General features: G+C 55.9%; 12 protein-coding genes. 10 read left to right on the forward strand and 2 right to left on the reverse strand.

Annotated features, from left to right (window positions below; translation table 11 throughout):
• Position 1: 1 nt before the first annotated feature.
• The 4 genes from ACXAET_RS19310 to ACXAET_RS19325 all read left to right on the forward strand — a co-directional run bounded on the left by ACXAET_RS19310 (position 2) and on the right by ACXAET_RS19325 (position 3,665).
• The gene (locus ACXAET_RS19310) at positions 2–820 is read left to right on the forward strand and encodes an ABC transporter permease (RefSeq protein ID WP_475189058.1); all 819 of its coding nucleotides are present in this window, start codon (positions 2–4) and stop codon (positions 818–820) included.
• The gene (locus ACXAET_RS19315) at positions 820–1,938 is read left to right on the forward strand and encodes an ABC transporter ATP-binding protein (RefSeq protein ID WP_475189062.1); all 1,119 of its coding nucleotides are present in this window, start codon (positions 820–822) and stop codon (positions 1,936–1,938) included. Before ACXAET_RS19310 ends, ACXAET_RS19315 begins: the two co-directional genes overlap by 1 nt.
• Before the next feature lie 129 nt (positions 1,939–2,067).
• Entirely contained in the window at positions 2,068–2,964 is an 897-nt protein-coding gene (locus ACXAET_RS19320; RefSeq protein WP_475189068.1) for a polysaccharide deacetylase family protein, read from the forward strand.
• On the forward strand, positions 2,964–3,665 hold the full coding sequence (locus ACXAET_RS19325; protein ID WP_475189073.1) for a DUF1989 domain-containing protein: 702 nt from the start codon (positions 2,964–2,966) through the stop codon (positions 3,663–3,665). Before ACXAET_RS19320 ends, ACXAET_RS19325 begins: the two co-directional genes overlap by 1 nt.
• Before the next feature lie 74 nt (positions 3,666–3,739).
• On the opposite strand, the gene ACXAET_RS19330 is transcribed toward ACXAET_RS19325, so the two are convergent.
• Positions 3,740–4,408: an FMN-dependent NADH-azoreductase gene (locus tag ACXAET_RS19330; protein WP_475189078.1), complete on the reverse strand. Its 669-nt coding sequence runs from the start codon at positions 4,406–4,408 to the stop codon at positions 3,740–3,742.
• Between the two features lie 133 nt (positions 4,409–4,541).
• Here ACXAET_RS19330 and ACXAET_RS19335 point away from each other — a divergent pair, with 133 nt between their 5' ends.
• The 6 genes from ACXAET_RS19335 to arcC all read left to right on the forward strand — a co-directional run bounded on the left by ACXAET_RS19335 (position 4,542) and on the right by arcC (position 12,113).
• Entirely contained in the window at positions 4,542–5,426 is an 885-nt protein-coding gene (locus ACXAET_RS19335; protein WP_475189080.1) for a LysR family transcriptional regulator, read from the forward strand.
• A gap of 583 nt (positions 5,427–6,009) precedes the next feature.
• Entirely contained in the window at positions 6,010–7,497 is a 1,488-nt protein-coding gene (locus tag ACXAET_RS19340) for a YfcC family protein (protein ID WP_475189083.1), read from the forward strand.
• Positions 7,498–7,506: 9 nt separating this feature from the next.
• A complete protein-coding gene (locus ACXAET_RS19345) occupies positions 7,507–8,886 on the forward strand; it encodes an amino acid permease (protein ID WP_475189087.1) in 1,380 nt (459 codons plus the stop codon).
• On the forward strand, positions 8,883–10,109 hold the full coding sequence (locus ACXAET_RS19350) for an arginine deiminase (RefSeq protein WP_475189095.1): 1,227 nt from the start codon (positions 8,883–8,885) through the stop codon (positions 10,107–10,109). Before ACXAET_RS19345 ends, ACXAET_RS19350 begins: the two co-directional genes overlap by 4 nt.
• Positions 10,110–10,163: 54 nt before the next feature.
• Positions 10,164–11,162 (forward strand): ornithine carbamoyltransferase, encoded by a 999-nt coding sequence (locus ACXAET_RS19355; RefSeq protein ID WP_475189102.1) that lies wholly within the window; start codon positions 10,164–10,166, stop codon positions 11,160–11,162.
• 3 nt (positions 11,163–11,165) lie between these two features.
• A complete protein-coding gene (gene arcC, locus ACXAET_RS19360) occupies positions 11,166–12,113 on the forward strand; it encodes a carbamate kinase (RefSeq protein ID WP_475189107.1) in 948 nt (315 codons plus the stop codon).
• Positions 12,114–12,404: 291 nt separating this feature from the next.
• Here the strand turns inward: arcC and ACXAET_RS19365 are convergent, their stop codons facing one another.
• Entirely contained in the window at positions 12,405–12,686 is a 282-nt protein-coding gene (locus ACXAET_RS19365) for an HlyU family transcriptional regulator (RefSeq protein WP_475189112.1), read from the reverse strand.
• Positions 12,687–13,260 lie beyond the last annotated feature (574 nt).

Consider the following 13,260-nt stretch of genomic DNA (forward strand, 5'->3'; position numbering starts at 1 on the left):
TATGCCCCCGCATCTGAAACATTCCTTGCCAAAAGCCTTCTGGATCGCCGGGCTCGCAGTGGTCTTCCTGCTGCTTTACGCACCGATCCTTTCGGCGGTCCTGTTCTCATTCAGCGCCGACCGCTTCCCGAGCCTGAATATGTCCGGGTTCAGCACCCAATGGTATACGCAAGTCCTCACCGACCGCACCATGTTGGAGTCCCTTTGGAACAGCCTGACGGTTGCCGGGCTCACAGCGTTGATCGCCACGACATTGGGATTTGCCGCAGCCTATGCGGACTACCGCTTCAGGTTCTTTGGCCAGAAAGCCGTGTTGGCCCTGGCTTTGCTGCCGCCGACGGTACCGCTGGTCATCCTCGGGCTGGCCATGCTGGCCTTTTTCTCTCGGATCGGTATCGCAGGCACGCTGATGGCAGTGGTCGCCGCCCATGTTGTGATTGCCGCACCCTTTGCGATGGCTATATGCCGGTTGCGATTGGCGCAGCTGGATGAGACGCTTGAAATCGCAGCACAAAACCTCGGCGCGCAGCCGTTTTCCGCGCTCATCCGCATTGTGCTGCCGCATACGCTGCCTGCTATTCTTGCCGCCTTCCTCATCACGTTTGCCGTGTCGTTCGACGAGTATGTGATCGCCTGGTTCACAGGCGGGTTGAATCAGACCATTCCCGTCGCGGTTCTTAACACGCTTCAGGGGCAGGTCGACCCGACCATCCACGTTATCGGCACACTGAGTTTTTCCGTGACGCTTACCCTGGTTCTGATCGCACTGGCCGTGGTCCTCAGCCAGAGCGGCGGCGCGATGTCCAAGGAGGAGACATAATGACCAACCCGCATTTGAAACTGGCCGGACTCGCCAAAACCTATGGCAGCTTCGTCGCAGTCGAAGAGTTTTCGCTGGATATATCCGAGGGGGAGTTCATTGCAATCATGGGACCGTCGGGCTGTGGCAAGACGACGACCCTGCGCATGCTAGCCGGGCTTGAAACCGCAAGCCGCGGAGAGATCACGCTTGCGGGTACTCGGATCGACCAGTTGCCCGTGTGGGAGCGGGAAACACCTCTGGTCTGGCAGAGTCTGGCGCTGTTTCCTTTTATGACCGTGCGTGAGAACGTTGAATTCGGACTGAAGATGCGCGGCGTTTCCCGGTCCGAGCGGCGACGTCGCGCTGATGACTGGTTGGAGCGGCTAGGTATTTCCAGCTATGCGGATCGCAATGTCGCGCGCCTTTCAGGCGGTCAGCGCCAACGCGTTGCTCTGGCCCGAAGCCTTGTGCTGAAGCCCAAAGTGCTGCTTTTGGACGAACCGCTCTCGGCCCTCGACGCCCATATGGCAATCAAGATGCAGGGAGAACTGAAAAAGCTGCAACGCGAGCTTGGCATCACCTTTGTCTATGTCACCCACAGCCATTCCGAGGCCTTCTCGCTTGCTGACCGCGTGGTCATCATGAACGCCGGTCGGGTTGAGCAGATCGGAAGCCCCCAGGATATTTTCCTGCGTCCTCGCAGCAAATTCGTTGCGCAATTTGTCGGTGGGATCAGCCTGCTGGAAGGCCGTGTTTCGGGCAAAGAAGACGGCAAGTACTTTCTAAACACACCCGACGGCAAAGTTCGGCTTGCCAACGGCAGCGGGCAGACCGACGGCGCACGCGCAGATCTGGCTGTTCGGGCAGACAGAATCTCTGTGACGGTTGAACCGGGCTGGGGAGAAAACGAAATCGCCTGCACACTGGTCTCTGAGGAATTTGCCGGAGCTGTCGTCAATTTGCATCTGGAAACCGCGTCTGGCCACAGCCTGGTGGCGCAGCTTCAGCAGCGCGACCTTGAGCAGTTGGATGCGAGCATCGGGACGCGGGTTTATGCGTCTTGGCACTCCGACGACGGTTTTCTGCTGGAGAATGCGCGACAGTCGGGATCAAACCCAACCGAGAGGGCGGCATGAGGTCGGTTCTCGACGATACCTTGGGCGCTCTGCACCAAACAGGATCGCAGGCGTCCAACAGGGTGCCAAAGAGCTGCTGGCCACTGCGACAATGGTCGAAACACTGCTGATGCAAAAGGAAACCCTGACATGATCCGAACCCCGATCCAATGGCCGAACGGCGCCCGCTGTGCCTGTGCGATTACGTTCGATGTCGATGCCGACAGCCTGATTCACATTGCCCGTCCGAACGACGGGCACCGCCGTCTTTATCCGATCAGCATGGGCCGCTATGGTCCGAATGCCGGTGTGCCGCGCATTCTTGAAACTTACTGGCGGCTGGGGCTAAAGCAGTCGTTCTTCATGCCCGGCTGGGTGATGGAACAATACCCCGAGACGGTCGAGGCGATCATGGCCGGCGGGCACGAGATCGGCCACCACGGGTATCTGCATGAAGACCCCGCCGAGCAAAGTGCCGATGAACAGACCTATTGGTTCGAGCGGGCGCTTGACGTTCACCGCAAGATGACCGGCACCACCCCGCGCGGCTATCGCGCCCCGGTCTACAATGTGACGCCAGAGGTTCTGTCGCTCGCCGTGAAGCATGGATTGACCTATGAAAGCTCAATGATGGCGGACGATCTGCCTTATCGGATCGACACCTCAAACGGATCTCTCCTCGAATTGCCGGTGCATTGGGGCAGCGATGACTGGCCGCCTTTCGCGCATTTTGACGAGATCGGCTACAAGATGCCGGTGATGTCACCACGACGCGGGTTGGAAGCGTCGTTCGACGAGTTTGAGGCGCAGTACGAGGCCGGAGGGCTCTGGATCGGCATCTGGCATCCATTCCTGACCGGGCGGCTGGCGCGCTGGCGGGTGGTGGAGCAGTGGCTCGAAGATGTGCTTGCGCGCCGTGACGTGTGGTTTGCGCCGCTGGAAGAGATCGCAGCCTATGTTGCAAAGCTCGAAGCAGAAGGGTCATGGCTGCCGCACCGCGAGCCTGCAGCCCCCTACAATCATCCCGTCCTGATGGAGAAAAACTGATGAACACCCCCTACCCCGCCTTTGATGCCGCGCGTCCTGATGGCGAAAACCCGAGCGCGTATCAGACCCTTGCAGAAGATGGTCGCCTCAGCCCTGGTACCACCTACACCATCCCCGCCCGTCAAGGCCGGGCGATGCGCGTGAAAAAGGGTGAACTGCTGTCAGTAATCAACCGCGACGGCAGCCAGATCGGCGATTTCTGGGCCTTTGTCGACGGCGATTGCAACGAATATTTGTCGATGGAACACTTGCGCCCCACGCTGCGTCGCATTTCGCCACGCCCCGGCGATGCGCTCGTGACAAACCGCCGCCGGCCAATCCTGACAATGATTGAAGACACCTCACCCGGCGTTCATGACACGCTTGTCGCGGCCTGCGATATTTACCGGTATACCCAACTTGGACATCAGGGGTATCACGACAATTGCACCGATAATCTACGCATGGCGCTTGGGGCAATTGGCTTGCGTCCAACATCGGTACCTTGTCCACTGAACCTCTGGATGAACACGCCGGTCGTCGAAGATGGAGCGATGGAATGGCGGGCGCCAGTCTCAACCCAAGGGGATCACGTACAGTTTCGCGCTGAAATGGATGCCGTGGTGGTGATTTCCTGCTGCCCGATGGACCTTTTGCCCATCAATGGAGAGGATGCGCAGCCACGGGCGTTAGACGTCGTGCTACGCCGAGAGTCGGCGTGAACCAGACAGAAAAAGTAGCTTGGGGCGCGGGTTTCGATCCGCGCCCCAAGGCTTTCGCGTTTCAAACCTTTGTTTCAGGCTACCAGCGCGGCCGTTCCGGCCAGTTTCACGGCCAGATCGCGAGTACGAGCCTCTGCCGATTGAACCGACGCCTCATGACGATCGTCTTTGAACTCTTGGTATTCGATGGCGATCGTTTCGATATTTTCTTGCGAAACGCCAAAGTAATGCGCACAGGCCGCCAGCGCCGGGTCAAGCGCGTTAAGGTGAGCCCGCACACCGCCCGGGGCAAAACCGAATTCCCCGCGCGACGACAACACCACCAGACGTTTTCCAGACAAGATCGGCTCAATCGGCGTATCGCCGCGGGCAAGGTCAAAGGAAAAGGTCTTGCCGATCCGCGCGATGTGATCAATCCAACCTTTCAAGGCGGTGGGCATCCCGTAATTGTACATCGGCGCACCCAGTACGAGGATATCCGCCGCGGCCACCTCCTCAATCAGGTCGTCGGACAGGGCCAGGCGGTCGTTCATCCACGGCTCACGCTCCTCGGGTGGAGTAAATGCCGCATGGATGAATTCATGATCAATTGCGGGGATGGGGTTCAACCCGACATCGCGGGTGATCACTTTCGTTTCCGGTGCTTCAGCCAAAAAGCTACGGGTGAAAAGCCCGGTCAGATGGCGGGTCAGGGAACGTTCCTCAAGCTGGGCGCTTGCGTCGATCCGCAACAAGGTGGTCATGGTCACTCTCCTGAGTTGATACTTTGCGCGTCTTGCGTACCAAGTCGCCAAACCTTTGGCGAAAGCGAATATCTCATTGCGTGGATGAATGAGATTCATCCATGCTTTGACCTGCACGGAAAGGACAGAACTGATGCGACGCCTGCCGCCGCTCCATGCGCTCCGCGCTTTTGAAGCAGCCGCCCGGCATCTGCATTTTGCCCGTGCCGCTGCCGAGCTTCACCTGACACCAACCGCGATCAGCCACCAGATCCGCCAGTTGGAAGAGATTCTGGACGTAAAGCTATTTCATCGCTATCCGCGCCCGATCCGCCTGTCTGCGGAGGGCGAGGCATTGTACCCGGTCCTGCGCGACAGTTTTGACCGGATGAGCAACGCCATTGCAGAGATTTCGCAGCTTGATACAGACCGCCCATTGACGGTGTCCGTCACTGTGGCTTTCGCCAGCCTCTGGCTCATGCGGCGCTTGCCTGCATTGCGCAGTCAGACCGGATTGAACCTGAAAGTTGAGGCTGACAACAAACCGGTAGACCTGTCCGGCAGCGATGTCGACTTTGCGGTGCGCTACGCAGTTCAAGCGGAACCGGAAGACGAATGGCTGCCACTGTTCGAAGACAGCCTGATCCCGCTTTGCGCGCCGGACCTGCTGCACCGGTCTTCGGTCAATGAGGACGCCGAAATTCTGCGCCTGCCACTGATCCAATACCGGTGGAATTCCGACGCGGAAGCGTCGCCGAGCTGGCAGCGCTGGTCTATTGCAGCTGGGCTTGGGGGTGAGGTGCCCGCCGATGCACAACATTTTTCCGAGGAAATCAATGCTATCGACGCGGCGCTTGCGGGTCAGGGTGTGGTACTGGCCTCAAGCGTTTTGGCTGCCTCTGCTTTAGCAGCCGGACATCTGGTGCGCTTATCTGAAACCGAATTGCCCGGCAGAACCTTTTGGGCAGTAAGCCGCGGTAATCATCCGCGGTTCGAAGAAGTGGAACGTTTCGCTTCATGGGCACGCAACTCCGAGTAGTGCCGCGTTTCGCATGACTTCATTTTAAAGGTTTTTGTAAGCTGCCGAGACCGCCGCATCTCTTGCCAGTCATCCGTGGGTGAAGTTCGGCGGAGACGTAGATTTACCCACGGCGAACCAAGTCGCCCGTTACGTCAGCCGCAATAGCTATCGCCCAATTGAATTGGTGGGCGTGGAACCGTCGATCAGAGCCGCGTTAAAGCCGAAGACGCAAGCCAAGGCATCGGCTACGGTCGTCTCCCATGCCTTTTGTTTAACTTTGATCAGACACTGCTTCGATGGGGTGCAAGCTAGGAACCCTCATATTTTTGCGATTGTGGAGGTATCCCGCCAAAACAGGATCGGTAGTGAAACGACCTGCTACAACGACCGCAGGGCAACCGGCGGCTTTAAGAACGTGCTGCTTCATAGATAGGGAAACAAGGTGTCTGAGGAGGTTCGGGAAAGCGAGTACCCCGCAATCGGGCCACCTTGATCGCGGCTTCCAAAAATGACACGTTGTCATCTAAATATTAGAATGCAAAGATAAACTTTCAGTATTTGACTTTTCCGCACTCTGCTTCCCCTAAAAAGCGAGTTTCAAATGTCCAAGTTCAAATTCCCCACTGCTTTTACTATTCTCTTCATTCTGATTGCCGTTGTGGCCGCGCTTACGTGGGTTATCCCAGCAGGTGAATACGATCGTCAGATGAACGAAGCATTGGGCAGTGAAGCCCCTGTTCCGGGCACCTATCACGAAGTCGAACCAAACCCACAAGGACTGACCTCGGTAATTCTCGCGCCGATTGCTGGAATGTATGATCCCGGGCTTCTGGGAAGCTCCTCAAGTGCCGCAATCGACGTTGCGCTTTTCGTTTTGGTCATCGGTGGCTTCCTTATGGTTGTGACAAAAACAGGCGCCATCGATGCGGGCATTGGTTGGTTGCTGCACAGGCTTGCCGGTCGCGAAATTCTAATGATCCCAATCCTGATGATCGCCTTCGCCTTTGGTGGAACGAGTTACGGCATGGCGGAAGAGTCCCTTGCGTTCTACGCGTTGATCATTCCGGTGTTTATACGCGCAGGATATGACTCACTGACCGGAGTTGCGGTGATCCTGCTCGGTGCGGGCATTGGCACCCTTGGCTCCACTTTCAACGCGTTTGCGACGGTGGTGGCCTCGCAAGGCGCGGGTATTCCGTTCACGAACGGCATCGTTCTGAGGTTTGTTATCCTCGCACTCTGTTTGGCCGCGGGCATAGCTTTCGTCATGCGATATGCAAGGCGCGTAAAGGCTGATCCCTCTTCATCAGTCGTGGCAGATCAGGCCGAAGAAAACCGGGCACATTTCCTGAAAGGGTCTGAAAGCGATAACGCCTTTCCCGAAATGACCCAAACCCGTTCGGTCATTCTGATTTTGTTCGGCCTGACCTTCGCCATCATGATTTACGGTGTAGTGGCGCTGGGTTGGTGGATGGCCGAGATGTCCGGTCTTTTCCTTGTCATGTCAATCATCGTTTGGTGGGTTGGGAAATTCGACGAAGGATCGCGAATGGACGAAGCGACATTTGTCGACACCTTCGTGGATGGTGCCCGCGATTTACTTGGCGTGGCGTTGATAATCGGTGTAGCGCGCGGCGTCGTTGTCATAATGGACGCGGGCAAGATCACAGATACAATCCTTGCCAGTGCCGAAGGTTTCGTTTCGGGCCTCAGCGAGTTCGCATTTATCAATGCAATGTTTGGTATTCAGGTTCTAATGTCATTCTTGGTACCGTCCTCATCAGGGCTGGCGACCCTCTCAATGCCGATCATGGCACCGCTTGCGGACTTTGCCGGTGTCGGGCGGGATTTGGTGGTGACTGCATACCAGTCCGCAAATGGATGGGTAAACCTGTTCAATCCAACCTTTGCGGTAGTGATGGGCGGGCTGGCTATTGGGCGTGTCTCATACGACCGTTGGCTGCGCTTTGTTTTTCCACTTCTGCTGATACTCGCGGTTATCATCTGCGCGGCGCTTACCGTTGGGGCCATGATAGACCCAGGCATTGACGCCCCATCAGCAGAGACCTCTGGCACAACGCCTAACTGAGCCATCGAAATGACCGACCGCGCCCTTTCAGAGACAAAGTCTAAATCGGGTGCCCTTGGGCTGACCGCATGTATTGCGCTGGTTGTCGGCAACATGATCGGATCCGGCGTGTTTCTGCTGCCCGCTTCGCTCGCACCACTTGGTCCGATTGCAATAGGTGGTTGGATTCTGACCTCGGCTGGGGCCCTAGTGCTGGCGATCATATTCGGCAGACTGTCGCGGGTGATCTCCAAACCTGGCGGGCCATATGCTTACTCACAAGAGGCGTTTGGTGACTTTGCGGGATTCATCATCGCCTGGGGTTATTGGATCGCGCTTTGGACCGGAAACGCCGCCGTGGCGGTCGCCCTCGTCGGGTATCTGGGGTTCCTTTTCCCGATCATTACTGAAGTTCCCATGTATGGGCTTGCGACTGCGCTGGTCGCGATATGGTCACTGACATTGATCAATATTCGTGGTGTCGAAGGTGCCGGGGTCGTTCAGATTGTAACCACCGTGCTGAAGCTTGCGCCGTTAATCCTGATCGGAACATTGGGCATTTTCTGGATCGAGCATGAAAACTACGTGCCGGTTAACCAAAGCGGAACCAGTGCGGTCTCGGCTATCTCAGCAGCGGCGGCGCTTACTCTGTGGGCTTACCTCGGGCTTGAGTCCGCAACTGTGCCGTCCGGGGATGTAATCGAGCCGGAAAAGACAATTCCCCGGGCCACGATCATTGGGGTCGTAATCGCGGCAACGGTCTATATTTCGGTGACTGCTGTATCGATGGGCGTAATTCCTGCTGACACTCTCGCGGTTTCCGCTGCCCCTTTGGCCGCGGTCGGAGAGGTCATGTTCGGTACGTTCGGTGGCATACTCGTGGCTTGTGGTGCAGTCATTTCAACGTTTGGCACCCTCAATGGTTTCACGCTGCTGAGTGGCCAGGTGCCCTATGGCGCCGCACTGGATCGGGTTTTCCCTGCAGCACTTGGGCGAAAGTCTAAATTCGGAACGCCGGCCAATGCTCTGATATTGTCGAATGTGCTGGCGTCGGTACTCATTATCCTGAATTTCGCGCAAGGCTTGGTTGCCGCGTTTAACTTCGTCATTTTGCTTGCGGTTGTTGCGAGCCTACTTCCCTACGCTATCTGTTCGGTAGCTGAAATCATGATCCGCCTGAAAGGCGGCCAGGTGTTGCATGGTCCGGAACTGATCAAGGTGGTCATTCTTGGAGCGCTTGGGTTTGTCTATTCAGTTTGGGCCTTCATTGGATCGGGTGCTGAAACCGTACTGATTGGATCGGTACTCCTGCTTGTAGGTGTCCCCATCCATGTCTGGGTCCGCTGGAGCCAGGCCAACGAGAATGAAGACATTCAGAAAACTGCTACTTCGAAAGGAGAGTTGCCATGAAGCTCGGCGTTCATTCCGAGATTGGAAAGCTCAACAAAGTGATCGTTTCGCGCCCTTCGCTGGCGCATGACCGCCTGACACCGCGAAACTGCGAAGAGCTTCTGTTCGATGACGTGATATGGGTTGAACAGGCGCGTAAGGACCACGCCGAATTTTGTTCGCTCATGCGCGAGCGCGGCGTTGAGGTTTATGATATCCAGGACTTGCTGGCACAAGCCATTGACGCGGACCCGGCGGCACGCGCCTTCATGCTTGACCGCTTGATCACGCCCAACATGGTTGGCCTTGGCTTTTCGGTTGAGATGCGTGCTTGGTTGGACGAGATGGACCCCAAGTCGCTGGCGCGTCATATGCTGGGTGGGATCATATTTGCTGACCTGCCGAAGGGTATGATCGACGAGCAGTTTGGCGATTTGGTCTCGCTGGGTGATTTTATCTTGCCAGCAGTGCCAAATGCGCAATTTCAACGCGACCCGTCTTGTTGGATTTTCAACGGTGTCACAACCAACCCGATGTTCTGGCCGGCCCGAAAACCTGAGACCCTGATCATGCGCACCGTGTACAGGCACCACAGGATGTTCAAAGACGCCGAGTTTGAGTTCTGGTGGGGCGATAGTGATGGTGATTTCGGGCTTGCTTCGGTCGAGGGCGGCGACGTTCAACCGGTAGGCAAAGGCACGGTTTTCGTCGGAATGGGTGAACGCACTACGAGGCAAGCCGTAGCGCAGGTTTCGGAAGCACTATTCAAAATGGGCGGAGCTGAACGCGTAGTTGCATGCGCAATGCCAAAAAGCCGCGCGGCGATGCACCTTGATACAGTTTTCACTTGTCTCGACTATGACAAGGTGACTGCTTTCTCTGAGGTCGCGGATCAGATCATCTGCATCTCGATCCGTCCCGGTGACCGCGGCGATCTGGATATCCGCGTTGAAAAAGGTCACCTGTTCGAAGTCTACAAAGAAGCCCTGGGTCTGAATTCACTTGATGTGATATCCACAGGCGGCAACGAGTTCCAGGCCGAGCGCGAACAATGGGATGACGGCAACAATGTCGTGGCGTTGTCACCGGGTGTAGTTGTTGGCTATGCGCGCAATACCTTCACGAACAAGAAGATGCGCGAAGCCGGTGTCGAAGTCATCGAAATCTCGGGTCAGGAACTGGGTCGAGGTCGTGGTGGTGGTCACTGCATGACCTGCCCGATCGACCGCGACCCCGCCTATTGACGTCACCAACGGCGCAGCCCCTGCGCCAAGTGTTTTTTGTTAGGGAGAGACAAAATGGCATTCAATCTCAAAGGCCGCAGCTATCTGAAAATTGCCGATTTCAGCCAGCGTGAAATGTTGTATCTGCTTGACCTTGCCCGCGACCTGAAGCGCGCGAAATACGCCCGTGCCGAACAGCAGTCGCTGAAAGGTAAGAATATCTGTTTGATCTTTGAAAAGACCTCAACCCGGACGCGCTGCGCGTTCGAAGTGGCGGCCTATGATCAGGGTGCAAATATCACCTATCTCGATCCGTCGGGCTCCCAGATCGGCCATAAGGAATCCATGAAGGACACCGCCCGCGTTTTGGGTCGCATGTTCGATGGAATCGAGTTTCGTGGCGCCGGTCAGGATGTGGTTGAAACGCTATCAGAATACGCTGGGGTGCCGGTTTACAACGGCCTGACGGACGATTGGCATCCAACCCAAATGTTGGCCGATATGCAGACCATGATCGAGCACGCCGACAAACCCCGCAAGGACATCGTCTATGCCTATTCGGGCGATTGCCGGTCAAACATGGGCAACTCATTGCTGATGTTGGGTGCGATCATGGGCTGCGACGTCCGGATGATTTCACCGAAAGAAACCCAGCCCCATGACGATGTGCGCGAATTGGCGATGGAGCGGGCTGAAAAGACCGGCGCACGTGTGACCATCACGGACGATACCTCGGCCGTAGAAGGCGCGGACTTCATTCATACTGACGTCTGGGTGTCGATGGGTGAGCCTAAAGAGGTCTGGGCCGAGCGGATCAAGCTGCTGAGTCCTTATCAGGTCAACATAGATCTGATGAAGAAAACCGGCAATCCAGCCGTCAAATTCATGCACTGCTTACCAGCCTTCCACAACCTCGAAACCAAAGTTGGTCAGGATATCCACGAACAGTTCGGCATAACCGAAATGGAAGTGACCGAGGACGTGTTTGAAAGTGACATGAACATTGCTTTTGAACAGGCCGAGAACCGGATGCACACCATTAAGGCGATCTTGGTCGCAACTTTGGGGGCCTGATCGATGGGACGCGTTGTTGTAGCACTCGGCGGCAACGCGCTTCTCAAACGGGGTGAGGAGATGACGGCGAACAATCAGCGCAAGAATGCGAAGACTGCCGCCAAAGCCCTTGCACCACTTTGCGAAGCGCATGAGACCGTAATCACCCACGGCAATGGTCCGCAGGTTGGAATGCTGGCCCTGCAAGAGATCAGTTTTACAGAAGTGGAGGAATATCCGCTCGACGTTCTCGTTGGTGAGACAATGGGCATGATCGGTTACATGATCGAACAGGAGCTTGGGAACATCCTGCCTTTTGAGCACCACATTGCCACGCTACTGACCATGGTCGAAGTTGATCCGAACGACCCAGCCTTTGAGAACCCAACCAAGTTCATCGGTCAGGTCTATTCTGAGGCGGACGCCAAGAAAGAAGCGGCTGACAAAGGATGGACGGTCAAGCCCGACGGCAAATATTGGCGGCGCGTAGTGCCGTCACCCCGCCCAAAACGCATTTTTCAGGTCGAGCCAATTCGCTGGCTACTAGAGAAAGGCGCAACCGTGATTGCAGCCGGCGGAGGTGGTATTCCCACGATGTACGAACAAGGTGCCGAACGTAAACTGGTAGGGGTCGAAGCCGTCATAGACAAGGACTTTGCCTCGTGTCTATTAGCCCAGAACCTTGGGGCGGACGTCTTTGTTATCGCCACTGACGCTGAGGCCGTGTTTCTTGATTGGGGGACACCGGGTCAAAAGGGAATCCGGTCGATCACGCCTGACGGCTTGGACGAATACAATTTCCCCGCGGGATCAATGGGTCCAAAAGTACAGGCAGCCCAAGATTTTGTGCGGTCGACCGGGGGGCGAGCGATCATCTGCGCTCTGGCAGATGTCCCACAAGCGCTGCAAGGGGAAAAAGGCACAACCGTCTCAATGGATGCCGGGAAAATCAAGTTTCATGACGTAGTATGAAGACGCAATCGACTACAGCGGAACCGGTTCACGGAAAATCCGTTGCCATTGCGGACAAGCCAATGGACGTAAAATAGATTTCGTTACGAGACTATTAGATAGCTTTTGCAGCTTTCTCGTCGCCTGCCTGGTAACTCTGTTATCGTCCCGACCGAGTCTGCACGCCGAACATCCTGCAATTGTTGAGACTATAGACAGCAAGGCGCGCGATCAGACGAGATCGTTGCGGCTGGCTCGCGGATGACGGGTCAGAAGTCACATAGCCTACCAAACAAAAGTGCAAACTTCTAACTACCGGGTTCCTGCATTAAAAATGTGCTCTCCCTGCTCATCAATCACCTGCTTCGCCTTGGTGATACTAAAGCTTTCGGCTTGATCCCGGCTGTTGAAAACATCCGCTCGGATAACAGCATAGGCCTTGCGTTCTCCGTCGATGGTCTTTTCAATACGGGCCGATAAACGGAATTTGCCATCTTCAGCGATCAGGTCAGGGAAAATGTCAAATCCTTTGTAAGCGACCGGCTTTGGATCTGACTTTTCACCGCCGCCGAAGAGTTTTGAGAGGATAGACATGGGGCGGTTCCTTTCAGCGTTTTTCGGATCTGAGTTTAGCGTTGCTGAGGGCCACGGGGAAGCTTGACTTGCGAACAATTCACTGTGGCACTTATCTGGAACACCGTGCTTCATCCGAGGTTTACGGCCCAGTTCGCGAGAGTTCGCCGCAGGCAAATGACAGGTTGTGTCAATTCATACTACAGGCGTGAGTTCAAAGTAGTAGATACCGTTCTTCTGGACCGTGAAGGTAATCGATTTGTCAAACGCCAAATCCAGCATCCGCGCAGCTTCCACAACAACCTGATTTTTATCAATGGTTTCAAGTGAGAATGTGGTGCCCGGGGGCGGAATCGAACCACCGACACGAGGATTTTCAATCCTGCTCCCGCATTTGTCCGCGAGAAAGAAACTTCCGGAGAACTCTCGAAGAACGGAGAGTGTTTCGTATTTTTGTTTTGTGAAAACGGAGTGCTAGGGATTTTTCAAGAGGAGGAGGCCACCGCTTCCATCTTGCCTTGTCGAATTTTGTGGAAAACTATCCAGTTCCAATTGCGTCCCCAGTGCGTCCCCAAGATAATACTCTCCGATAGAA

It is taken from the genome of Ruegeria sp. AWH4_226, assembly GCF_056159225.1.